This window comes from Halalkalibacillus halophilus DSM 18494 (genome assembly GCF_000423105.1).
In the GTDB taxonomy this organism is placed as follows: domain Bacteria; phylum Bacillota; class Bacilli; order Bacillales; family Alkalibacillaceae; genus Halalkalibacillus; species Halalkalibacillus halophilus.
In genome coordinates this window covers 158617-179454 of the sequence record NZ_AUHI01000006.1, presented here as the reverse complement: position 1 = coordinate 179454, position 20838 = coordinate 158617, and the positions used below count along the sequence as shown (strand labels likewise).

Sequence of the window (20838 nt, the reverse complement as noted above, 5' to 3'; positions counted from 1 at the left end):
CTTTCATAGATTTAACCACGAACTATTAACTCTCAACCAATGTATCCCACTAAATATACTCAATTTAACTTATTTTACCACAAGTATGAATTCCTAACTTCATGTTATGGGAAATCGAATGAATTATTCCGTCGTTTAAAATGAAGTATGATAATATTTAAGTAAGAATATGGAACGATTGCTCAAGTAGGTGTAAAAGGTGGAATAAAAGATGAAATGTGCTTGGCCAGGAAATAATCAACTCATGGAACTATATCATGATGAGGAGTGGTGTATACCAACCTCTAACGACAACTATATATTTGAAATGTTGACTTTAGAAGGGGCACAGGCTGGATTGTCATGGAGTATTGTATTGTCGAAGCGAGAGGCTTATCAAGAAGCTTTTCACAACTTTGATATAAATTATTGTTCGAAATTGACGGACGAAGATTTGCAGAATGTTAAAGAGCATCATAATGTTATTAAACATCTTTCGAAGCTTCAATCTGTGAGAAATAATGCACAGGCAGTCATCGAGATCCAACAAGAATTTGATAGCTTTTCAAACTTTTTATGGAGTTATGTTAGTCACAAGCCATTAATCAATCATTGGGATGCTGATGAAGAAATCCCTGCTCAATCATCACTATCTCAACAGCTCAGTAAGGATTTGAAGAAGAGAGGGTTTAAATTTGTTGGCCCGGTAACAATGTATTCGTTTATGCAAGCGATCGGCATGGTGGACGATCACGTGAAAAGCTGCCCTTATCATTCTTCAAATAGAAGAAGCTAAAATAATATGATACTGGAGGAAAAGCGATGGTAAACCCGGAAGAGCTGGACCATGAATATTTTATGAGTGAAGCGATTAAAGAAGCCAAAATTGCTGGCGAACGTGGCGACTTACCAGTTGGCGCAGTAATTGTGCACGAAGGAAAAATCATCTCACGCGGGAATAATAGTACTAAAACAAATCAAAACAGGACTTTACATGCAGAGATGTCGGCAATTAATAATCATGCAGCCTTTTGGCAACAGCATGCAAGGGAATGCGTGATTTATACAAGCCTCGAGCCTTGTATTATGTGTTTATCCACCATTGTGATGACCAACATACGTCATATTGTGTATGCTGTAGAGGATAAATATATGAATATGAAACCTTTTATTAAGTCAAACGATTATATTGACCAGCGCGTACATAGTTACACGGGAGGAATACTAGCGGAAGAGTCATTTGAGGTCATTCAAACATATCATGAAGAAATGGCTGGCTTAGTGAGTACTGGAAAAAGGTAATAAATAAACCATTTACATAAGAAGCGGAGGTTTGAAACGAATATGTCAAAAGTATTTATAATTGAAGATGACGAGTCACTTTTTAAGGAACTTGAAGAGAGATTAGAAGAGTGGGATTACATTGTGCACGGTGTCACTGACTTCGCCAATATATTAAATGATTTTATTCGGATCGAGCCGGATTTAGTTATAATTGACGTTACGCTTCCCAAATACGATGGGTTTTACTGGTGTCGACGGATCCGTGATATTTCAAACCTTCCGATTATCTTTTTATCTTCTAGGAACCATCCTTCTGATATGGTGATGAGTATGCAGCTGGGTAGTGATGATTATGTGCAGAAGCCATTTAATTTTGATGTGTTGGTGGCGAAAGTACAAGCTTTGCTAAGGCGTACCTATCAATATCAAAATCAAGATATACACGTGATGAAATTTAGAGATGCCGTGATCGATTTTAAGAAACTGACTGTGGTAAGAAATGAAGCGGAAATGAACATGACAAAAAATGAGTCTTTTATTTTATCTGTCTTGATTAATGAGATCAATCAGGCAGTAACGAGAGAAGCACTCATTGAAAAGCTGTGGGATGATTCTAGATTTATTAACGATAATACCTTAACTGTCAATGTGAATAGAATTAGGAAAAAGCTTGATGATATTGGGCTGGAAGACGCGATCATTACTAAAACAGGTCTCGGCTACATGCTTAAGGAGTGAGGGCCATGTACATGAAACAGATATTGCCATGGCTAATTCTCTTTATTGGCTTCAATCTTTCTATCTTGCTACTTGGCTTGCTGGATACAGATATTCCGAATTTCTCTGTGATCTATATCGTGATCATGAACACTGTCATCTTATCTCTATTCCTGCTTTGGGACTTTTCAAGAGGGAGAAATTATTGGCGAGAGTTAATGAAAATAGAAAAAATTGATGAAACGGACAGTTTGCCGGAACCGGAAACCCCTTATCAGCAACGACTCAACGATCAACTGTCAGTCATGAAGAGACACCACAATCAGATACTGGAAAGCGAATCTAAGAAGACTGCTGAAAATCTAGATGAGCTGACGAGATGGATTCATGACATGAAGATGCCAATGACGACGATGAAGTTGTTGATTGATGACTTGGATAGATCGAAAGGGGCAAGGCTGGAAGAGGAATGGCTTAGGCTTGATGCGACTTTAAATGAAATGCTTTTTGAAAGAAGACTCGTAAACATAAGCAATGATTTATATATCGAAACGGTCGATATCGAGGAGATCCTATCTAATACGATTCGAAAATTACGGACGATTTGTATCGAAAAAGGAATAGGGTTTGATATTGAATTGAATATCACTCATATAGAAACTGATTTAAAGTGGTTCTCCTTTATGGTCGATCAAATTATCGGAAACAGTGTTAAATATTCTCGTGATAGTGACATTACGATCTCGAGTGATGTAAGCGAAGGATGGGCGAAGCTTGAAATAACCGACTATGGACGTGGAATCAAAGCGGAAGATCTTCCACGCGTATTTGAAGCCGGCTTTACCTCCACTAGTGATCACGGGGATATGCGAGCAACAGGTATGGGGATGTATTTAACGAAAGAAGCGGCGAATGCTATGGACATTGCGATCGATATAACATCTATCTATGGGGAAGGCACGACAATCACGCTTACTTTCCCTAAAAAGAATACATTTCAACAGGTGAAGACCATGTGACAACAATGTCACATGGTTTTGTGTATTCGTCACAAGAATCAAACGAAATAGAAGGAGCAACAGGGTAAAATGAAGTTATCAAATCAATGGAGGGACCGTGATGATTCTTGAAGCAAAAGGGATTAAAAAATCTTATGGCAAGCGAGTGAACCGAACAGAAGTTTTAAAAGGAATTGACCTTTCGATTGAACAAGGTGAATTCGTTTCTATAATGGGGGCATCTGGCTCAGGTAAAACGACATTACTAAACGTGCTGAGTTCGATCGATCGAGTCACAAGTGGTCATATTTTCATAGAAGGTCAAGATATTACTGCTCTAAAGGATAAGAAACTTGCAGAATTCAGAAAGAACGACCTTGGCTTTATGTTCCAAGAGTACAATTTACTTAACACCTTAACTGTGAAAGAAAATATACTACTACCACTTTCTATTAGAAGTATGAAGAAAGCAGAAGTTGAAAAACAATTCAAAGTCGTTGCTGAAGAGCTTGAAATTTATGATCTAAAAGGGAAATACCCAAGTGAAATTTCTGGTGGTCAGCAACAACGGACGAGTGCGGCAAGAGCATATATCCACCAGCCGAAAATCATCTTTGCTGATGAGCCGACTGGTGCGCTTGATTCTAAGGCAGCAAGCAACCTTTTAAGGAAACTTCAACAGTTAAACGACAAAAGTAACTCTACCATCATGATGGTAACTCACGACGCCACTGCAGCAAGTTACTCAGGTCGAGTAATTTTTCTAAAAGATGGTCTAATCTATTCCACGCTTAGAAAAGGGGATCGTTCGCAAGAAGAATATTACAAAGAAATAATGAATACGCAAAGTGTGCTTGGTGGTGTCGGCGTTGAGTCTTAACTCGGTTATTTTGAAGAACTTCTTTAAAAATCTTAAGAACTATACACTGTATATATTTGCGCTAGTATTTAGTGTGGCACTTTATTTTTCATTTGTTTTAATGTCTCAGGATGATGGGGTAGCCGAGGAGCTGACGTCGAGTGAATTAATGTCGACAGGATTTATCGTTGGCTCTGTGCTCTTAATTGTCATTATCGCAACATTCGTCATGTTCGCAAACTCGATTTTCTTAAAAAGAAGAAATAGAGAGCTTGCCTTGTTTCAATTGATTGGCATGACTCGTGAGAAAATATTTAGAATGCTGATTGTAGAAAACGCAGTGATTTATTTCGGGAGCTTAATTATAGGTATTGCACTCGGCTTTTTAGTGTACAGAATGCTACTGATGGTCTTGCTTCGCCTGATGCAGATCGATCTATCTGTTGGAATGACCTTTTCCATCGAAGCTGTGATTCAGACTGCTTTACTATTTATATTTATTTTCGCCCTGTTGCTGGCACAAAACTATATCTTTTTAAAGAAAACAAGTCTCATAAAGATGCTTAAACTAGAGCAATCGAGTGAAGCGAGTTATAGAGGGATGGGTGCAGTAACGGTTCTATTTGGCACGCTTGGTCTAGTTATGATTATCTCCGGCTATTGGTTGTCAGCGAGTATGATGAACTTTACGAATGCCCTTATATTTTTAATGTTCGGGGTCTTATTCCTAACGATTGCCGGAACGTATATTACCTTTAAGTTTTCTGTCGCCTTTCTTTTGAATATGCTCAGAAAGTCTAAAAATGGTCATGTTAATGTGAATGACGTGCTCTCACTTACGAGCATTATGTTTAAAATGAAGTCAAATGCCTTCCTGCTTACCTTAATTAGTGTAGTTAGTGCAATCAGTATGGGCTTAATGTCACTCTCGTATATCTCCTACTACTCGGTGGAGGACACGATTGAGGCGTCTGTACCGAATGACTATACTTTTTATGAAGAAGAAGACATGGAGTACTACAGTGATTTGTTAAATGAAAATGATATTGAACACGAAACAGTCAATATTCCAACCGTCTCTTATGATGTGGAAGGTGACGCGATCGCGATTGATGCAGAGGCTCCAGGGGGATTCGATACAGCCCTAGCTTTAAGTATGGTTAGTGAAGAACATGTCGATGGATTTGAGGTCGAGGGAGATGAAATCATCATCACTGGTGTCCCTTATTTTCTAGACTCCTACATTGAATTCAAACTTAACGAAACCATCACGCTGATCAGCGATGATTATGAACGTGATGTTGAATTAGTATCGATGGGTGAGAATGCAATTTTGTCATCCTTTGTCACTTACGGATCTCCTCAAGCTATTGTTTCAAATGAAGTATACGAAGAACTTGAGGAAAATCATAATTATGATGAGGAAATGAACCAACCTCGTGAAGGATTTGCGATTGATATTACTGGAGAAGACAGCGAGAGCATTTATCAACTCATGAATGAAGACAATTATTCACAATTCGAATCAAAAATAAACCAGTATAATATGCAAATGCAGGGTACAGGTTTGGTGATGTTTATCGTTGGATTCGTAGGGTTTGCCTTCCTTTTAACATCAGGGTGTATCCTTTACTTTAAGCAAATCGGAGAAAGTGAAGATGAAAAGGGAAGCTACAACATCCTAAGAAAGCTAGGGTTTACTGAAAACGAAATTCTAAAAGGTCTTACTATTAAAATGGTTGTCACATTCGGGATCCCATTATTAATCGGGCTATTGCACACATACTTCGCAGTAAATGCAGGCGGGTTCTTATTTGGTAATGAAATATGGACACCAATGCTAACGGTTATGGGAGTCTACATCACATTATATTCCATATTCGCACTGATCTCCCTCATGTATTACAAGAAAGTAGTGAAAAGGAGTATATAAAATAACTTGCAACGTGTCATTTGAAGGATGAGCGGAGTAATGTTTAGGAGGGAAAAAATGAAAAAGACAGGTATCTTTTTTCTGGGAATATTGTTGGTTGGAGTAATTTTTACTTGGATTTATTCTACTTTGCCAGCAACCACCCAAGCCAATCTCAATCCTTTTATAGAAGAAGAGTATTGGTATGTCCAGATTGATGAAGCAGGGATCATCGGAGGAGAACGAGAATCCGTCATTTATGAACTTCCTGCAGTAAATGAAGATGGCGAACAAAAAGACGTAGAATTTACTGCACTTAGTGAATTAAGAGAAGGAGCTTATGTTCAACTCACTTTGAAGAATGATGTAGTTATGACTTACGCAGAGGTTAAGGAAGAAGAGATGCCGAAATAAATATAAATTTGCAAACGACTTACTCATAAAGAGTGAGTCGTTTTATTATGAATTAGTAGAAGCCTTGACTATTCAGTTGAACTGTATTATATTATTATACAGTCAGACTATATAGTTGAACTTAATAAAGGGTGAGAATATGAAACAACATAAATTATTACCGTTGTCTGAAACGATGCATTACATTTTATTAGCCCTGCGTGAACCACTTCATGGCTATGCTGTGATGCAAAAGGTAGAAAATTTAAGTCACGGCACGGTGGTTTTAGCAGCTGGTACATTATACGGAGCAATTGAAAATTTGAATAAACATGGTTGGATTGAACCTGTTGGGAATTCCGGCCGGAGAAAATTTTATGTGATCACTACAGAAGGAAAAGAAATTTTGAGTAGGGAAAATGAGAGGCTATCTCATATAGTGTCATTGTACGAAGGTGGTGAACCAAATGAAAATAATTAAAATGTTCTTTGATATAGAAAAAGAAGAGAAGTGGCTGAATGAACAATTACAAAAAGGTTATCGTTGTACGAATATTAACGGATTCGGAATATATACTTTCGAAGAAACCGACAATAGCTATGTGATTCGCTTAGATTGCCAGGAATATATGTCAAAGAGAAAATCCGAGGAGTACATAGGGCTTCATGAGGATTTTGGTTGGACCTATCTAAAAGGATCGTGGTTAGGTGGCATTCGATATTGGCAAAAAGAAGCGGGGAATCACAATGAAATCTTCTCCGATCGTCAATCGAAGGGTAATTATTACAAAAGGGTTATGAATTATTGCTTAGTGTTGGGTATGTTTTGTTTAATATATTCCTTTATGCTCTTCAGTGATCAACCGACTTTGTACTTTGATGGTCTTTGGAGCATGGAAGGTTCCTTGTTTTGTAAAGCATTGATATTTGAAACACCGTTTGTACTATTGAAGCTGCTTCCCGTTTTCATGGCTATTATCTTTGGTATCAGTTACTATAAAGCTTATCAAAAGCATTCTATTTTAAAAGAATAAGAAGAAATTCGAGGAGGATCAGTAATGGAACCCATCACAAAGAAACGCTTTAAGGCTTATTTAATTGACGTTGCAATTTCAAGTGTATTGACTGCGAGTGTTGATTATTTATTGAAGAAACAAGTGAAAAATGAAGCAGTTCGTAGTTTAGTGACACCAACCGTCATCATGTGGTCACTTGAGTATGCGCAGTTACGTCAATGCGGACAAACGCTTGGTTACAAAAAAGCTGGATTGCTCTTAGAAAGTGAAAATGGATCGGAACTTTCATCAAAACAACTCTTTAAACGCATGGGTTATAGGGATACCGTGAGCACTTTTAATTATTTGAAAAACCCTAAAGAATTCGAAGGTAATACTGGAGCGATTTTTCCACATGATCGTTTTTCAGGGACGGTAGTGAAGGAAGATTAAGTGATTTAGCAGAAGGACATATTTTAGAGGGAGAAGTAGTTAATATTTTTGAATAGCTTCTCCCTCAAACCATATATTTTCAACCTTTTTTAATGTATCTTTTTCAACCTCTAATACAAAACTCCTCTCCAAACCAATATCGTCACAGTAAGTCCCCGGCTGAGCAGTTTCAATAATCAATCTATCTTCCTCGTCGACTTCAATAATATCAATTTCTTTAGGACAAGAATTTTCAGTAGTTTGTAGGAAGATTAACGAGGATTCTTCAAAATTAATTTCAGGTCGACTCTCACTATAATTAAAGTGATCCCACCATTTTTCATAGTCCTCCATGTTATCCGCTATTTCTATAACCTTATCTCCGAAGTTGTAGTTGTCTGCTGAGGTTTGTTCGTCGTGAACTACACTTCCATCTTCCAATTCAGTTTGATTGTTACACCCTACTAATAGAGTGATAATAATTACTACACTCAACGGTATAAATTTAATAACAAATCACCCCAATTTATTTAATTAGACGTAATTTAAGAAGTTTCGTTTCAAGTCTAGTTAAACCAATCTCTTAACCGTCTCAATAAATTTAGAAGTTTCTTCGCTTTTATGCTTTGTGATAGCGTAGGTTGCTGCTTTGGGAAGGGATAAGGGAGCGGGTTTCACTTCAAGGATTCTCCCTTCGATAATCTCTTTTTTGACGATCGATCTTGGTAGAAATGAAAATCCGATTCCTTCTTCAATAAATCGTTTTGTCACATGCACTTGGGAAACTTTCATTGTTTTGACATGTGGATAAATACTCTTAATTTCTATCATCATGTTCTCCCAGTATTCAGGGTGATTATGTGTCAAAAGAAGTTCTTCTCGCATTAACTGTTCCAAATCAATCGGTAAACTTGATTCGGCATCTCCGCCATCATGAGGGCATACGACTTTTAGCGGTTCCTCGTATAACTTCTCACATGTCACCTCTAGTCTCTTACTTTCCATTCTAGATAAACCTAAATCAGCCTTACCTTGGACAATGGCATCTGGGATTATCTCTGACTCCATCACTTCTATGACGACTTCTATTTGAGCATGAGCCTTCACAAATTGTTTCATCCAATAAGGTAAATAAGTGGCGGCAACTAGTGGAGAGACGGCGACCGTTAATTCCTGAAAATAACCTTGGCGTAAACGATCGATCGTTACAAGGCTATCGTCCATGATATTTAAAATACTTTTGGCATGGTTTAGAAATTCTCTACCATAGGGGGTCAAATGAACATTTCGACCAGACTTACTAAATAACTTCACGCCTACTGCTTTTTCTAATTGTTTAATATGCACAGATACAGTAGGTTGAGATAAAAAGAGAATTTCTGAGGTTTTGTGATAGTTTTCATATTTTGCTGCAACTACAAATGTACGTAACCACGATGTGTTCATCATTTTCACCTTCAATTAATTAAATTTATTAATCAATTATAACAAAAATAACTATTTTTAATAATCAAATAATTCCTATATGATAAAAATAAGTTAAATTATAGGAGTGAGGATATGTCCATAGATAAAGGATTAACAAAAGTGGTGGCAGCTGAAACTAATATTAGCCATATTGATGGGAATGAAGGGATTCTTATTTATAGAGGGTATAGTGCGAAAGATCTTGCCATTCAATATGATTTCGAATCCGTTTGTTATTTACTTTGGTATGGAAAGATTCCAACTGAAGAAGAATACGAGAGTTTGAACCAAACATTTAAGAAGAATAGAGAGTTACCTGATCATGTTCGTGACATAATAGAGCATCTTCCTCGGAATGTTGATATGATGAGCGTGATTCGTACTAGTTTGTCTGCATTGGGAGATGAAACGATTCAATGGCCACCAACAAAGGAGCAAGCTATTAAGTTAACAGCTCTCGTACCTACGATCATAGCAACTCGTTTTAGAAAACTAAATGGGCTGGAACCAGTGGTACCTAATGAGGAACTTGGTCACGTGGCAAATTATTTGTATATGCTAAACGGTGAGAAACCAATGAAAGCGCATGTAAAAGCATTAAATGCCTATACCGTTCTAACGATGGAACACGGCATGAATGCCTCCACATTTGCCGCAAGAGTTATAGCTTCAACCGAGTCTGAGATGGTCTCCGCAATAACAGGAGCTGTTGGAGCGATGAAAGGGCCCTTACACGGCGGGGCACCGACTGAAGTAACAGAAATGTTGAATGAAATTGGTTCGAAAGAAAATGCAAAACCTTGGCTAAGAGACCGACTAGAATCAGGGAAAAAGTTAATGGGCTTTGGCCATCGTGTATACAAAACACAAGACCCTAGAGCCGAAGCATTAAAAGAAGTTACGCGAAACTTAACGGTCGACGATCACTGGCTGGACCTAGCGAACTATGTGGAAGATCTTGCTATAGAGCTATTAGAAGAGTATAAACCAGGACGCAAATTATATACAAATGTAGAATTTTACGCAGCTGCGGTATTGCGTGCTGTAGAAATGCCGAGTGAATTGTTCACACCAACATTTACTGCTAGCCGCGTGGTTGGTTGGACAGCAAATGTAATCGAACAAGCAGAAGACAATCGAATTTACCGGCCGCAATCTAAGTACGTTGGAAAGATGCCTAGCCACTTAGTAGACCAATAATGAAAAATCTCAATTTTACCAATTGATTAAAAACTCTCTAAGTGCTAAGATAAAGCTAGCTTTAAAGAAGCGGGGGTGGGGTAAGATGTTTAATCAAACTGTTTTAGTGCACGGATATTGGGTTGAGTTCCTTTATTTATACCGTGCAAAATTTGCTGCTGTAATTGTTAACGGGATAGGTATGTCCTTTTTTAACAATTCCATAGCAAACTAAAACAGTGAAAAACATCTCTTAACCCACATGATTGAAAGACGGTTGAAGGAGTGCATTTTCATGCATTCCTTTTTTTATGGAATAGAACACTGATCGAGTATCTTTAGTGTTCTTCTAAACCTGAGCCATGGGAGGATATGTCTTCCTATGGCTTTTTTGTATTTATAAGGAGGAATTAACGTGATTATATGTAGCGTAAATAAAATTGCAAAGATGTATGGAGGAAACTCTATTTTTGAAGATATATCGTTTGAAATAAAAGAAAAAGAACGAGTTGGTTTAGTTGGTAGAAACGGTAGCGGGAAAACAACGTTAATTCGTTTGCTCGCAGATATGGAAACGCCAGATACTGGTCAAATACATTGGAAGAAAGGTGCTGTCATTGGTTATCTGACTCAGATCCCGGATTACTATAATGTAACGACGACAAAAAATATATTAAGATCAGCGTTTTCTACTTTAATTCTAATGGAAGAAAAGATGAAAAAGCTAGAGACTGAAATGGGGAGCGAGACAAACCCTGAAAAGCTACAAAATCTCATCAGTGAATATGGAGATTTACAAGATCAATATACGAATAATGGTGGTTATGAAACCGAATCTAGTATTGTAAAAATAGTTCACGGTTTGAATATTCAACACTTAATTGATCAGCCCTTCTCTCGATTAAGTGGTGGGGAAAAAACGAAGGTCGGACTAGGGCTGCTGCTATTAAAACAACCTGATTTATTATTGTTGGATGAGCCAACGAACCATTTAGATTTAATGGCGGTGGAATGGTTAGGGAATTTCTTAAAAGAGTACAGTGGCACAGTTGTCGTCATCTCACACGATCGTTATTTTCTCGATGAAGTGGTTAACAAGGTGATTGACTTGGAAGATGGGGAAGTATATACGTATCACTCCAACTTTTCAGGCTTTGTCAAAGAAAAGGAAGAAAAGCTCCTAAGGGAATTCCAAGCCTATGAAGAGCAGCAAAAGAAGATTAAAAAAATGAAGGAAGCTATAAAACGCTTAAGAGATTGGGCCAACAGAGCCAACCCACCAAATGCAGCACTTCATCGACGAGCAAGAAACATGGAAAGGGCATTAGAGAGAATGAGAAAACTGAATCGACCGATCCTAAACCGGAAGAAAATGAACTTAGAGATGGAGACTTCTGATCGAAGTGGGAATGATGTTATTATGCTTGAAGGTGTCGCAATGAGCTTTGGTGACAACTTATTATTTAAGGATGTAAATATGCATATTACCTACCAAGACCGAGTAGCGATCATAGGAGAAAACGGAACAGGAAAATCAACCTTACTAAAGTTAATTTTGGACCAGTTTGAACCAGACGAAGGTGAGGTGCGGGTCGGACGTAACGTTAAAATCGGATACCTATCTCAACGTATTTTCTCTTCCATTGAAGACGAAACAGTGATAGAGACGTTTAGAGAAGAAGTGAAAGTAACAGAGGGAGAGGCAAGAGGTATTTTAGCAAGATTCATGTTTTATGGATACGCTGTTTTCCAGAAAGTTTCTCAGCTCAGTGGTGGAGAGAGGATGCGTTTAAGGTTAGCCCAATTGATGTATCAAGATATTAATGTGTTAATTTTAGATGAACCAACGAACCATTTAGATATTGAATCAAGAGAAGTGCTGGAAGAAGCCCTTGATGACTTTAAAGGTAGCTTAGTAGCCGTGTCGCACGACAGGTATTTTCTAAATAAATTATTTGGAAAGGTTTATTGGATCGAATCAAAGAGAGTTCATTGCTTTGAGGGGAACTATACCTGGGCCAAGGAAAAAATGACGCAATTAAAAGAAGACACAGGACAAATAGAAATGAAGGAAAAGGAAGAAGTTCCTTTACCTCAGAAACGACCGAAAAAGAATCAACACATGCAAAATGAAAACTTGGAAATTAGTTTAGTCAATTTAGAGGAAAGAATTGCGGACCTAGACAAAAGATTATTGGAAGTGGAAGACTTAGAATTACTACAACAGCTATATAAGGAAAAAGAGGACTTAGAGCATGAATGGGAAGAGCTTTGTGATCAGTTAGAAGGTTGACTTGCCTTAATTTATCGATCACATATTATTTCATACGTGAATTCAAATAGGAATTCACGTATTTTTCTTTCCAACTCTTTTAAATAGGAAAAGCTTGATAATGAATATTCATATCTATTTCAAGATTACTTTAGTTCCTGAGCCAAAATCTTTTTGTGCTCATTTGCTAATTTTATTAAATTAAATTCATCTTTATGTACAAGTTCAATTATTTCTCTTGCTTCCTTATGGGCTAAATTATATTGATACTCGGAAATAACCCCTTGTTCAAATGCTTCCTCGAGTTCATCGGTATCAAGCAGCATAATTTCACCTGAGGGTAAGACTACAATATCTAAAAATAGATCATCCATCCAAGGTACGCCATCTTCCACACCATTTTGTAAGCAAATGTCTATATACCATTGAACAATTTCTCCATTTGAATTGAACATAGTAGTCACGGAGTGGTATTCATTTGTAGGGTAATGATGAAGCCAGGAATAACCATTATCTACAATGCAGATTTCCTTGTTACCATATGTTTTTGATAGTGGCTCACTTACCTCTTGAATATGTATTAAAGACGCATGCCCATTAAATTCATTTGTGTGAAAGAAAGTCTTTGTAAAGCTCTTTTTTAGTACACGTTTCCAGCCATGATGATCACCATATTTTCTTTTTAACAACTCGCACCCCTCATTTCTATATATGTCCCTTGAAAGACAAGCAAATTCTCTCCTTTAATAGGTACTTTATCAAAACTACTTAATTTTTCAAAGTAGCAATACGACTAACATTAGTGTACTATATCTGCAATAAAAATTTTATTACAAAAAGGAGTTCTAACATGGACGAAAATGTATTTGAAGAAATGGCGCAACGCTATGATACAGAAGAAAGAAAAGCATTAGCTGAAGTCATATTAAAAGAAGTAAGATCTGAATTACAAGATAGTGAATCTGAATCACTCATGGATTATGGGAGTGGAACTGGTTTAGTCGGATTAGAGCTGATTGACTTAGTAAACTCAGTATTATTAGTGGATTCTTCACAGGGTATGTTGGAAGTTGCAGATGCAAAAATATCACAGCGAGGGCTCAGCAATGCTAACGTGCTTTGTGCTGATTTGACCCAAGAGACTCCAAATATAAAAGCAGATATTGTTTTGGTCTCGCTCGTTTTACTTCATATCCCGGATACTGTAAAGATTTTAAAGGAACTACATGGGATTTTAAATGACGGTGGCAAGTTATTGATCGTTGATTTTGATAAAAATGAACAAATTAATCATCCGAAAGTTCATAATGGTTTTGTCCATGCAGAACTTAAAAACTCTTTATTGGAAGTGGGTTTTCAACCAAATGATATTAGAACCTTCCATCACGGGAAGCAAATATTTATGAATCAGGATGCCTCGTTGTTTCTATCTACTAGTAAGAAGTAAAATATAATTCCCCCTTGTTCTTATACTTGTCTGCTCTCATGAGTGCAACAAGTGAAGACAAGGGGGAGATTTTTTTAATGGGCAATCATTTCGTGTACAATTCCTTCTGCATCTAAGTCAGAAGGGTAATACGTAGGCCAATTCGTAACTTCTTCCAGTAACTCTTCTCTGTCATCACCCCAGTATAGGTGGTAATGGTGAGCATCTGTAGGATAGATATTATGGTCACTAAATTGAATATATTGAGGCATCTCGCCCGAGCCTTCCACTAATTCAAAAATGAACCTTACCCCTCTGTTTCCAGCTTCATAAGTAAGGATTTCATATCCATCAGAGGTGTATTCCCCTGAGTACTCCTCCTCGTTTTCAAAGAAAGTCACATGTCCTTCATCAATAATAATACGATCAACATCTGTTTCATATCCTACTTCGTAATATTCTTTGTATTCTTCCTCTGTCATGTCGCCCTCTTCTGCTTTATGTGTAAAGACTTCATCTAATTCTCCAGATTCATGGTATGGGTAAACGGATTGCCAATCGCCTTCCCAGTCAGATAATTCGCGATTTTCAACTTGGCTATCTTCAAAATATCCATCGTAAATTTCCTGGCTTTCTTCGTCATGGTCATGGCTGTGATCATGATCGTGATCTTCTTCATCATGAGAATGTTCTTCCTCATCATGGTCGTGATCGTGATCATGATCTTCGTCGTGATCTTGATCCTCATCATGAGAATGGTCGTCTTCTTCGTGATCATGCTCTTCTTCAGTTGGTTCTTCACCAGTTTCCTCAGCTTGTTCCTCGTCTGAAGATTGGCATGCTACTAAGTAAAAACTCATTAGGACTAATATTGCTAAGCTAAAAAGTAATCGTAATCTTTTCATTTTCTTCCTCTCCTCTTTATCTGAATTAAATCGTAATGATTACGATTTATAGATTAAACCCTTCTTTCTTTTTTGTCAACGACTATTTTTAAATAAGTTATTGAAGGTAGTTTGCATGTTTTTTGAAAGGGGAAGACGAACAAATAGAGATGAGAAGTAGCGATATAAAGGTTTTAAGGGGTTGTCTGAATGAAGCAAGAGTCACTTTGGAAGAGGATGAAAGAAAAATTAAAGGTAATTGGACCAGGAGCGATCATCGCGGCATCCTTTATCGGGCCAGGTACTGTATCTACAGCTACTGAAGCGGGTGCAACGTTTGGGTATGCGCTGATCTGGGCGATTGTCTTTGCTATAATAACGACGATCTTCTTGCAAGAGATGGCAGCACGTTTAGGGATTATCACAGGAAATGGATTAGGTGAAGCTGTCCGGAGTCAGTTTGAAAGGCCTGTTCTGAAGTATGGGGCAGTTATTTTAATCGGGCTTTCAATCGGTATAGGGTGTGCCGCCTATATGGCAGGCGACCTTACTGGTGGAGCTCTAGGAATCTCTCTATTAACTGGAATCCCTCAAAATTATATTGCGCCAATTATAGGTACTGTAATTTTAATTCTAGGTTTAACAGGAACTTATAAGATGTTTGAAAAAATATTAATCGGATTAGTTATTGTGATGAGCATTACCTTCTTGACGACCATGATCGTCATTCGACCGAATGTGCTTGCAGTGATGGAAGGGGCATTCGTTCCAACTATTCCGTCAGGGTCAATTGTAATTATTGTTGCTTTAATTGGAACCACCGTTGTCCCTTATAACCTTTTCATGCACGCCTCAGGAGCGACGGAAAGATGGAAAGACCCTGCTGATCTTAAAAAGGCTCGTTGGGATACTATTTTGACTATAGCTGTTGGAGGATTAATCACGATCGCAGTGATTGTTACTGCGGGCGCTGTCATTCGTGGAACAGAAGCGGCTGGGGTGGAAGCTCTAGCAACAGCATTAGAACCGACACTTGGTGGCTGGTCTGTAGCATTTATAAGCATCGGTATGTTGGCAGCAGGGCTATCTTCAGCAATGGCGGCTCCCTTAGGTGCTGCTTATACAATCGGTGGCTTAACAGGTTGGGGTTCAGGCTTTAGTAGTTGGAAATTTAAAGCGATCTTCAGTACTGTCATTGGGATAGGCATTATTACTTCAGCAATCGGTTTTGAACCTATGCAACTGATCTTAACTGCACAAGCTTTAAACGGATTGATTTTGCCGATAATAGCCGTTTTCTTATTGATTGTCTTGAATAATAAGAATGCTATGGGTGAATATGTAAACTCCTTGAAGCTAAACATCATCGGTGGAGTAATTGTTTTGATTGTTAGTGGTCTTGGTATTTATAGTCTGGTAGATGCCGTGACGACGTTCATGGCAGGATAATATAAATAAATGTAAAGAGACGATCTCGGGGATTCGAGATCGTCTCTTCATTATTGTAAGGGGCATTATCATTGCACGTTTCTACTCATTGTATGTTACAAACTTAATAAGTTCATCGAGCGTACCTTCAAAAATTTCAACCTCAGGAATATGATAGAATGTACTGGTTGTCTCCACATTATATACTTCACTATTCGGGGAATAGAGGTACACTTTTTTGCCTTGTCCTAATGCTATCCCTAATTCAATATGACTTCCCTTTCCTGCGGGTAATAGGACAATTACGAAATCTGCCTCTTTGACAGCCTCTTTTTCTAATTGCCCAATTGTTTTTAATTCTTCAAGTGTCGAAGCCTTATCATTTAGAGTCCAATCATACGTATGATTGAAGCCTCTGTTAACTAAGTCCTGGCTTACTTCGCGCACAGTGTTAATGTTTTTTAAGCTTGAAGCTATGTAAAATTTTTTCATGGGTGTGCTCCTTAATTTGACTTTAAAATGCGTTGAACTTCATTATCAATATAAACTCTTAATGAGTTTAATTCATAATTTTTGGGTAAGGAATTAACTTTGCCTTGGTACTGGGCTAACAATTTCCTTATTACACTTTCATATTTAGTTGGAAACGTTTGTATTGCTAGATTTCCCGCTTCAAGTTTAGAGATAATTTGTTGTTCTTTAAGGTACCAGAACACTCTTATTAAATTTAATGAACAATAAACCGGATTGTTTTCAATGTTTCTAAGACATTCATTATAGTCCCCCCATGATCGCAGATATATAGTCACGTTCAGGTATTATCGGGAAAACATCTTCAATAGGTTCACCATCGAGGCATACTCCTCTGTGAATAGTTACAGTAATATGAGCAGATAAGTCAGGGTCTGTAGTAACCTTCTCATTGGAAGGTATAAATGAATTGTTGTTTAAAAACATACTTTCAAATTCACCCCTCCAGTCCTCGCTATAATGGAATTCAAAAGGGGAAGGATGCCTCCATTGATTTAATTGATGAACAGAAAGAATACTTATTTCAATAGGTGTCGGTTTATTCGATTTTTCTATTAAGAGTCGAGCTAAGCAGCGATGATTCTCCTCTGTTAATGTGGTATAAGTAACGACTAAAATATCTAGGTCACTCCTGGAAGGGCTATAGCCTCCCATAGCTAGTGAACCGTGCAAATAAAAACCAACATAGTTATCGTTTAAAATGTTCTTAATACTATTTTTAAACTCTTCAACAAAAAGTTTTATCTCTAGCGGACATGTCTTCCACTTATAACTCATTTTCTAAACCACCTATACTTCACTATTAAAACTTAACACTAAACCCTTTAAATTCATGCACCCCTGTACCGAATTTAACCAGTTTATTCTGCTTTAAATAATCTACCCCTCTTTTCACTTCACTAAGTATACTAGCTTCGATACCTGCTGAATTGTGGCCACCATATATTTTATTAACTCCAGGAATATTTGAAATCTTTTCTAGTGAATCGACTAAATCATCTGGGCTGGTCGTAGGAAAAAAAGCGTAAACTGGTGTCTCATCGTAAAGTAGGTCGCCAGTAAAGAGATAACCAGTTGATTGATCAAAGATCACTATATGGCCGGGAGAGTGACCTGGCGTATGATAGATGGTTAGATCTCGATTACCTAACTCAACAATCTCGCCGTCACTTAACAATCCAGTTGGTTTCCCTTGAAAAGGTCGGTAAGTTTCTGGGTTGAAGGAATCAGGAGTTGGCTTAGTAATATCCCGGCTTACATCTTTCCTTATTTGCTCAATAGGCAGTTTTTTAATGCCATTGATTAGCCAATCTTCTTCTGCTTTATGTACATATATATGTTCGAACTCCCCGTGGCTTCCAATGTGGTCCCAGTGAACATGCGTAGTTAATACGATGATAGGTAAAGCAGTAAGCTGGTCTGTTACTCTTTTAATATTATCAATTCCAAGCCCTGTATCAACTAGTGCTGCGCGATCTTTGCCAATTATTAAAAAAGAATGTACCTTCTCCCAGTGTCCATACTCACTTATAGCAAAAGTATTTTCATCCAATTGAGTTACTGTAAACCAATCGTCTTTTATCTTCATAAAACCCCTCCAAGCCTTAGTCAAAAAAGTCCATATGCGGCTTTTCTTGTTTATAATAGTCAATGCGATCTTGTAGCGTCCCCGTATGAAATTCAAACTTATGCCCATCAGGGTCTGTGAAATAGATTGATTTTTTATCTTGTTCATCTCTTGGTCGACCAGATAAGATATTTACATTTAAATTAACTAGTTTGTCGTACATATTGTTAAATTGATCTTCTTCAATTGTAAAAGCTACATGTGTATAAGATTGTTCTATTTCTTTACGCGGAATTTCTTTCTCCTCATTTAGCGCAAGCCACATTCCATTTAAGTCGAAATAAGCAGTGGTGCGCCCTTTAACTAACAACTTAGCATCTAAGACTTCTCTATAAAATTTAATAGATTGATCTAAGTTGGAAACAGAGAATAGAAAGTGATTTAGACCCTTGATTGTCATTGATAAATCTCCTCCTTCACTAGAATGTATTTTTATTCTACCATTTATTATTAAAAATACTGAAATCGGGCTATAATTCAACGTTAAATAGATAGGCAGAATAATTTGTTTAACTAAAGAAAAGTCGTAATATTAAGTTAGATTAATAGTCAGATAGGGGAATATCCAATGGAATTTAAAGACTTTGCAGCAGCTCAAATAAGAGTAGCAAGACCAACAGATAGATTTGAAGAGGTCATTGATTTTTATGTACATGGATTAGGGCTTGAGAAGATCGGAGAGTTCCAAGGACATCGGGGATACGAAGGTGTCATTATTGGCTTGCCGAATGCCGATTATCACTTGGAGTTCACGCGTCACGAAGAGGGAAGTCCATGCCCAGCGCCAACCAAAGATAACTTATTAGTATTTTATATAACGGATAAAAATCAAATTAACCATGTACAAGAGCGACTACAAGATATGGGATACCATGCAGTAGAGCCCGAAAATGGGTATTGGAAAGAAGAAGGGATCACGATTGAAGACCCTGATGGTTGGAGAATCGTGTTGATGAATCGAGCTTTTGAGTAAGTAGATAGGAATGTGTTGTTACTGCAAATTTTAAGCACAGCATATCAATTTAAGTAAGGTAAGGGAATGTCACTAAAAATAGGTGGTTACATTTTTCACTACTGCATCTTGAAGTAATAAGAAGATTAGCCACCCTCCCGTTCCAAGTCCAATAGATATATATAACGGTATGGAGGCTTTAAGAGAAATTGCGACAATGATCAGCATTACTGCCGTGGCAGGGAAACCCCATAAAACACCTAAAGCAAATTTGCTTAGATTAGCTGCTTCTTCACCTTGGATATTAAGCCAAATTAAGCTGAGTAAACTAACTAATGGTAATGCCGCGACGACCCCACCGTATTTAGGAAAGATTCTTGAAATCTCAGTAACGATCCCAATAACTATTGCTGATAAAAGAATTTTAGTTATCAGATACATGTTTGGCACTCCTAGATAGAAGAGTGAAAGTAGATTCAATTTTTTCAATCTCATCAGCACTCAGATCTTCTAATAAAATTTCTAATTTCTGCTCATCTAAACGTGTATGTTTATTTAATACTTCATGTCCTTTTTCTATTAACACCACGAATACTTTTCTTTCATCTTCTGTACTTCGTATCTTTGCTATGTAACCCTTTTTTATTAGCCTTTTAACGTGCTCAGAAGCTGTGTTATGAGATACTTTTAGGTGATTGGATAAGTCACCCACTGTTACACTCTCCGATTTTTCTATAAACTGTAGTGCACGAACAGCCTGATGTGAAATATTCTCTTGATGCACTACATGTAAATGATGGTAAATATCTGTCCAGTCTTGATTGATTTGTTTAATTATTTTTTTATTGTTCATATAAATGCTCCTTATAGTATCGTAAATGATAATTATATCTTAGTATACGATATAATCTTTTGTAAAGATATAATGTTATATGCTATTAATAGATAAAGAAATCTAAAGGAATGATGAAATGGCAAGAAAAGTAGAAGTAATTCCATACAGCAAAAAATGGCCTCAATTGTTCGAGAAAGAGGCTGGTAAACTTCGGGCTCTTTTTGGAAAGGAGATAGTAACTATACATCATATTGGAAGTACCTCTGTGCCAGGACTTAAGGCTAAACCAGTTATTGATATGATGCCGATTGTGCAGGATATATCTATGGTCGATTCCTTTAATGACGAAATGCAACAAATGGGTTACGAGTCTAAAGGTGAGAATGGAATTAAGGGCAGGAGATATTTTCAAAAAGGGGGAGATCAACGCTCACATCATGTTCATTTTTATCAAGTTGGCTCTCCAGAAATTGATCGGCACTTAGCTTTTCGAGATTATTTACGCGCTCACCCAGAGCCCAAGCAACGATACGGAGACTTAAAAGAAGAATTAGCTATGCGATTTCCTGACGACATTGAATCTTACATAAGTGGCAAAGAAAGTTATGCAAAAGAAATTGAGAAAAGGGCACTAGATTGGATTGGTGATTGAAAATAATGAATAGTGG

Annotated in this window: 28 protein-coding genes; 17 read left to right on the top strand and 11 right to left on the bottom strand. The window is 37.4% G+C overall.

Annotated features, from left to right (window positions below; all coding sequences use genetic code 11):
- The first annotated feature begins 211 nt into the window (after positions 1 to 211).
- The 10 genes from G532_RS0104650 (at position 212) to G532_RS0104605 (ending at position 7590) form a co-directional block, all read left to right on the top strand.
- Positions 212 to 775, top strand: a complete 564-nt coding sequence (locus G532_RS0104650; protein WP_027963757.1) for a DNA-3-methyladenine glycosylase I — start codon at positions 212 to 214, stop codon at positions 773 to 775.
- Between the two features lie 26 nt (positions 776 to 801).
- Positions 802 to 1281, top strand: coding sequence for a nucleoside deaminase (locus tag G532_RS14760; protein WP_051189058.1), 480 nt, complete (start codon positions 802 to 804; stop codon positions 1279 to 1281).
- Between the two features lie 42 nt (positions 1282 to 1323).
- The gene (locus G532_RS0104640; protein WP_027963756.1) at positions 1324 to 2001 is read left to right on the top strand and encodes a response regulator transcription factor; all 678 of its coding nucleotides are present in this window, start codon (positions 1324 to 1326) and stop codon (positions 1999 to 2001) included.
- Between the two features lie 5 nt (positions 2002 to 2006).
- Complete coding sequence (locus tag G532_RS0104635; RefSeq protein WP_027963755.1) at positions 2007 to 2999, top strand: sensor histidine kinase; 993 nt, start codon at positions 2007 to 2009, stop codon at positions 2997 to 2999.
- A 97-nt stretch (positions 3000 to 3096) separates the two neighbouring features.
- Positions 3097 to 3858, top strand: a complete 762-nt coding sequence (locus tag G532_RS0104630) for an ABC transporter ATP-binding protein (RefSeq protein ID WP_027963754.1) — start codon at positions 3097 to 3099, stop codon at positions 3856 to 3858.
- Complete coding sequence (locus G532_RS0104625; RefSeq protein ID WP_027963753.1) at positions 3848 to 5770, top strand: FtsX-like permease family protein; 1923 nt, start codon at positions 3848 to 3850, stop codon at positions 5768 to 5770. The genes G532_RS0104630 and G532_RS0104625 overlap by 11 nt, the downstream gene beginning before the upstream one ends.
- Before the next feature lie 57 nt (positions 5771 to 5827).
- Positions 5828 to 6163 (top strand): YxeA family protein, encoded by a 336-nt coding sequence (locus tag G532_RS0104620; protein ID WP_027963752.1) that lies wholly within the window; start codon positions 5828 to 5830, stop codon positions 6161 to 6163.
- A gap of 139 nt (positions 6164 to 6302) precedes the next feature.
- Positions 6303 to 6623, top strand: a complete 321-nt coding sequence (locus G532_RS0104615) for a PadR family transcriptional regulator (RefSeq protein ID WP_035512527.1) — start codon at positions 6303 to 6305, stop codon at positions 6621 to 6623.
- Positions 6610 to 7176 carry a DUF2812 domain-containing protein gene (locus G532_RS0104610; RefSeq protein WP_027963750.1) on the top strand — a complete coding sequence of 189 codons (567 nt, stop codon included), beginning with the start codon at positions 6610 to 6612 and terminating at the stop codon, positions 7174 to 7176. The genes G532_RS0104615 and G532_RS0104610 overlap by 14 nt, the downstream gene beginning before the upstream one ends.
- Before the next feature lie 24 nt (positions 7177 to 7200).
- Entirely contained in the window at positions 7201 to 7590 is a 390-nt protein-coding gene (locus G532_RS0104605) for an RDD family protein (protein ID WP_027963749.1), read from the top strand.
- A gap of 39 nt (positions 7591 to 7629) precedes the next feature.
- On the opposite strand, the gene G532_RS0104600 is transcribed toward G532_RS0104605, so the two are convergent.
- Together G532_RS0104600 and G532_RS0104595 are read right to left on the bottom strand one after the other, a co-directional pair.
- A complete protein-coding gene (locus G532_RS0104600; RefSeq protein WP_027963748.1) occupies positions 7630 to 8064 on the bottom strand; it encodes a hypothetical protein in 435 nt (144 codons plus the stop codon).
- A 75-nt stretch (positions 8065 to 8139) separates the two neighbouring features.
- Complete coding sequence (locus G532_RS0104595; protein WP_027963747.1) at positions 8140 to 9015, bottom strand: LysR family transcriptional regulator; 876 nt, start codon at positions 9013 to 9015, stop codon at positions 8140 to 8142.
- Positions 9016 to 9129: 114 nt separating this feature from the next.
- Here G532_RS0104595 and G532_RS0104590 point away from each other — a divergent pair, with 114 nt between their 5' ends.
- The 3 genes from G532_RS0104590 (at position 9130) to abc-f (ending at position 12508) form a co-directional block, all read left to right on the top strand.
- Entirely contained in the window at positions 9130 to 10236 is a 1107-nt protein-coding gene (locus tag G532_RS0104590) for a citrate synthase/methylcitrate synthase (RefSeq protein WP_027963746.1), read from the top strand.
- Positions 10237 to 10321: 85 nt separating this feature from the next.
- A complete protein-coding gene (locus tag G532_RS16290) occupies positions 10322 to 10450 on the top strand; it encodes an RAxF-45 family protein (protein WP_281170526.1) in 129 nt (42 codons plus the stop codon).
- Between the two features lie 180 nt (positions 10451 to 10630).
- A complete protein-coding gene (abc-f, locus tag G532_RS0104580) occupies positions 10631 to 12508 on the top strand; it encodes a ribosomal protection-like ABC-F family protein (protein ID WP_027963745.1) in 1878 nt (625 codons plus the stop codon).
- Positions 12509 to 12633: 125 nt separating this feature from the next.
- Here the strand turns inward: abc-f and G532_RS0104575 are convergent, their stop codons facing one another.
- Entirely contained in the window at positions 12634 to 13176 is a 543-nt protein-coding gene (locus G532_RS0104575; RefSeq protein WP_035512524.1) for a ribonuclease FAU-1 family protein, read from the bottom strand.
- 161 nt (positions 13177 to 13337) lie between these two features.
- On the opposite strand from G532_RS0104575, the gene G532_RS0104570 reads away from it, so the two are divergent.
- Positions 13338 to 13934, top strand: a complete 597-nt coding sequence (locus G532_RS0104570; protein ID WP_027963743.1) for a class I SAM-dependent methyltransferase — start codon at positions 13338 to 13340, stop codon at positions 13932 to 13934.
- Positions 13935 to 14008: 74 nt separating this feature from the next.
- Here G532_RS0104570 and G532_RS0104565 read toward each other — a convergent pair whose 3' ends face one another.
- The gene (locus G532_RS0104565) at positions 14009 to 14818 is read right to left on the bottom strand and encodes a metal-binding protein ZinT (RefSeq protein WP_027963742.1); all 810 of its coding nucleotides are present in this window, start codon (positions 14816 to 14818) and stop codon (positions 14009 to 14011) included.
- Between the two features lie 189 nt (positions 14819 to 15007).
- Here G532_RS0104565 and G532_RS0104560 point away from each other — a divergent pair, with 189 nt between their 5' ends.
- Positions 15008 to 16246 (top strand): Nramp family divalent metal transporter, encoded by a 1239-nt coding sequence (locus G532_RS0104560; protein WP_027963741.1) that lies wholly within the window; start codon positions 15008 to 15010, stop codon positions 16244 to 16246.
- An 81-nt stretch (positions 16247 to 16327) separates the two neighbouring features.
- Here the strand turns inward: G532_RS0104560 and G532_RS0104555 are convergent, their stop codons facing one another.
- From G532_RS0104555 to fosM, 5 genes are read right to left on the bottom strand one after another with little or no spacing between them, the layout of a single operon-like run.
- Positions 16328 to 16717 carry a nucleoside 2-deoxyribosyltransferase gene (locus tag G532_RS0104555; RefSeq protein WP_027963740.1) on the bottom strand — a complete coding sequence of 130 codons (390 nt, stop codon included), beginning with the start codon at positions 16715 to 16717 and terminating at the stop codon, positions 16328 to 16330.
- A gap of 11 nt (positions 16718 to 16728) precedes the next feature.
- Positions 16729 to 17034: an aminoglycoside adenylyltransferase domain-containing protein gene (locus G532_RS16225; RefSeq protein ID WP_245570111.1), complete on the bottom strand. Its 306-nt coding sequence runs from the start codon at positions 17032 to 17034 to the stop codon at positions 16729 to 16731.
- Positions 17000 to 17533 carry a nucleotidyltransferase domain-containing protein gene (locus G532_RS14755; protein ID WP_051189057.1) on the bottom strand — a complete coding sequence of 178 codons (534 nt, stop codon included), beginning with the start codon at positions 17531 to 17533 and terminating at the stop codon, positions 17000 to 17002. The genes G532_RS16225 and G532_RS14755 overlap by 35 nt, the downstream gene beginning before the upstream one ends.
- 25 nt (positions 17534 to 17558) lie before the next feature.
- Complete coding sequence (locus G532_RS0104545) at positions 17559 to 18344, bottom strand: MBL fold metallo-hydrolase (RefSeq protein WP_027963739.1); 786 nt, start codon at positions 18342 to 18344, stop codon at positions 17559 to 17561.
- Between the two features lie 16 nt (positions 18345 to 18360).
- On the bottom strand, positions 18361 to 18783 hold the full coding sequence (fosM, locus tag G532_RS0104540; RefSeq protein ID WP_027963738.1) for a FosM family fosfomycin resistance protein: 423 nt from the start codon (positions 18781 to 18783) through the stop codon (positions 18361 to 18363).
- Between the two features lie 168 nt (positions 18784 to 18951).
- On the opposite strand from fosM, the gene G532_RS0104535 reads away from it, so the two are divergent.
- Entirely contained in the window at positions 18952 to 19356 is a 405-nt protein-coding gene (locus G532_RS0104535; RefSeq protein ID WP_027963737.1) for a VOC family protein, read from the top strand.
- A 72-nt stretch (positions 19357 to 19428) separates the two neighbouring features.
- Here the strand turns inward: G532_RS0104535 and G532_RS0104530 are convergent, their stop codons facing one another.
- Both G532_RS0104530 and G532_RS0104525 read right to left on the bottom strand, forming a co-directional pair.
- Positions 19429 to 19776 carry a DUF3147 family protein gene (locus tag G532_RS0104530; protein ID WP_027963736.1) on the bottom strand — a complete coding sequence of 116 codons (348 nt, stop codon included), beginning with the start codon at positions 19774 to 19776 and terminating at the stop codon, positions 19429 to 19431.
- Positions 19760 to 20188: a MarR family winged helix-turn-helix transcriptional regulator gene (locus G532_RS0104525; protein ID WP_027963735.1), complete on the bottom strand. Its 429-nt coding sequence runs from the start codon at positions 20186 to 20188 to the stop codon at positions 19760 to 19762. Before G532_RS0104525 ends, G532_RS0104530 begins: the two co-directional genes overlap by 17 nt.
- 118 nt (positions 20189 to 20306) lie before the next feature.
- Here G532_RS0104525 and G532_RS0104520 point away from each other — a divergent pair, with 118 nt between their 5' ends.
- Positions 20307 to 20822 carry a GrpB family protein gene (locus G532_RS0104520; protein WP_027963734.1) on the top strand — a complete coding sequence of 172 codons (516 nt, stop codon included), beginning with the start codon at positions 20307 to 20309 and terminating at the stop codon, positions 20820 to 20822.
- Positions 20823 to 20838 lie beyond the last annotated feature (16 nt).

Excerpts from the sequence above, each read along its gene's own strand:
- G532_RS0104595 (WP_027963747.1), bottom strand. The coding sequence starts at position 9,015 with ATGAACACATCGTGGTTACGTACATTTGTAGTTGCAGCAAAATATGAA.
- G532_RS0104590 (WP_027963746.1), top strand. The coding sequence starts at position 9,130 with ATGTCCATAGATAAAGGATTAACAAAAGTGGTGGCAGCTGAAACTAAT.
- G532_RS0104560 (WP_027963741.1), top strand. The coding sequence starts at position 15,008 with ATGAAGCAAGAGTCACTTTGGAAGAGGATGAAAGAAAAATTAAAGGTA.
- G532_RS0104635 (WP_027963755.1), top strand. The coding sequence starts at position 2,007 with ATGTACATGAAACAGATATTGCCATGGCTAATTCTCTTTATTGGCTTC.
- G532_RS0104520 (WP_027963734.1), top strand. The coding sequence starts at position 20,307 with ATGGCAAGAAAAGTAGAAGTAATTCCATACAGCAAAAAATGGCCTCAA.
- G532_RS14755 (WP_051189057.1), bottom strand. The coding sequence starts at position 17,533 with ATGAGTTATAAGTGGAAGACATGTCCGCTAGAGATAAAACTTTTTGTT.
- G532_RS0104640 (WP_027963756.1), top strand. The coding sequence starts at position 1,324 with ATGTCAAAAGTATTTATAATTGAAGATGACGAGTCACTTTTTAAGGAA.
- G532_RS0104525 (WP_027963735.1), bottom strand. The coding sequence starts at position 20,188 with ATGAACAATAAAAAAATAATTAAACAAATCAATCAAGACTGGACAGAT.
- fosM (WP_027963738.1), bottom strand. The coding sequence starts at position 18,783 with ATGACAATCAAGGGTCTAAATCACTTTCTATTCTCTGTTTCCAACTTA.
- G532_RS0104565 (WP_027963742.1), bottom strand. The coding sequence starts at position 14,818 with ATGAAAAGATTACGATTACTTTTTAGCTTAGCAATATTAGTCCTAATG.
- G532_RS14760 (WP_051189058.1), top strand. The coding sequence starts at position 802 with ATGGTAAACCCGGAAGAGCTGGACCATGAATATTTTATGAGTGAAGCG.
- G532_RS0104615 (WP_035512527.1), top strand. The coding sequence starts at position 6,303 with ATGAAACAACATAAATTATTACCGTTGTCTGAAACGATGCATTACATT.
- G532_RS0104570 (WP_027963743.1), top strand. The coding sequence starts at position 13,338 with ATGGACGAAAATGTATTTGAAGAAATGGCGCAACGCTATGATACAGAA.
- G532_RS0104555 (WP_027963740.1), bottom strand. The coding sequence starts at position 16,717 with ATGAAAAAATTTTACATAGCTTCAAGCTTAAAAAACATTAACACTGTG.
- G532_RS0104530 (WP_027963736.1), bottom strand. The coding sequence starts at position 19,776 with ATGTATCTGATAACTAAAATTCTTTTATCAGCAATAGTTATTGGGATC.
- G532_RS0104610 (WP_027963750.1), top strand. The coding sequence starts at position 6,610 with ATGAAAATAATTAAAATGTTCTTTGATATAGAAAAAGAAGAGAAGTGG.
- G532_RS0104605 (WP_027963749.1), top strand. The coding sequence starts at position 7,201 with ATGGAACCCATCACAAAGAAACGCTTTAAGGCTTATTTAATTGACGTT.
- G532_RS16290 (WP_281170526.1), top strand. The coding sequence starts at position 10,322 with ATGTTTAATCAAACTGTTTTAGTGCACGGATATTGGGTTGAGTTCCTT.
- G532_RS0104545 (WP_027963739.1), bottom strand. The coding sequence starts at position 18,344 with ATGAAGATAAAAGACGATTGGTTTACAGTAACTCAATTGGATGAAAAT.
- G532_RS0104650 (WP_027963757.1), top strand. The coding sequence starts at position 212 with ATGAAATGTGCTTGGCCAGGAAATAATCAACTCATGGAACTATATCAT.
- G532_RS0104535 (WP_027963737.1), top strand. The coding sequence starts at position 18,952 with ATGGAATTTAAAGACTTTGCAGCAGCTCAAATAAGAGTAGCAAGACCA.
- G532_RS0104620 (WP_027963752.1), top strand. The coding sequence starts at position 5,828 with ATGAAAAAGACAGGTATCTTTTTTCTGGGAATATTGTTGGTTGGAGTA.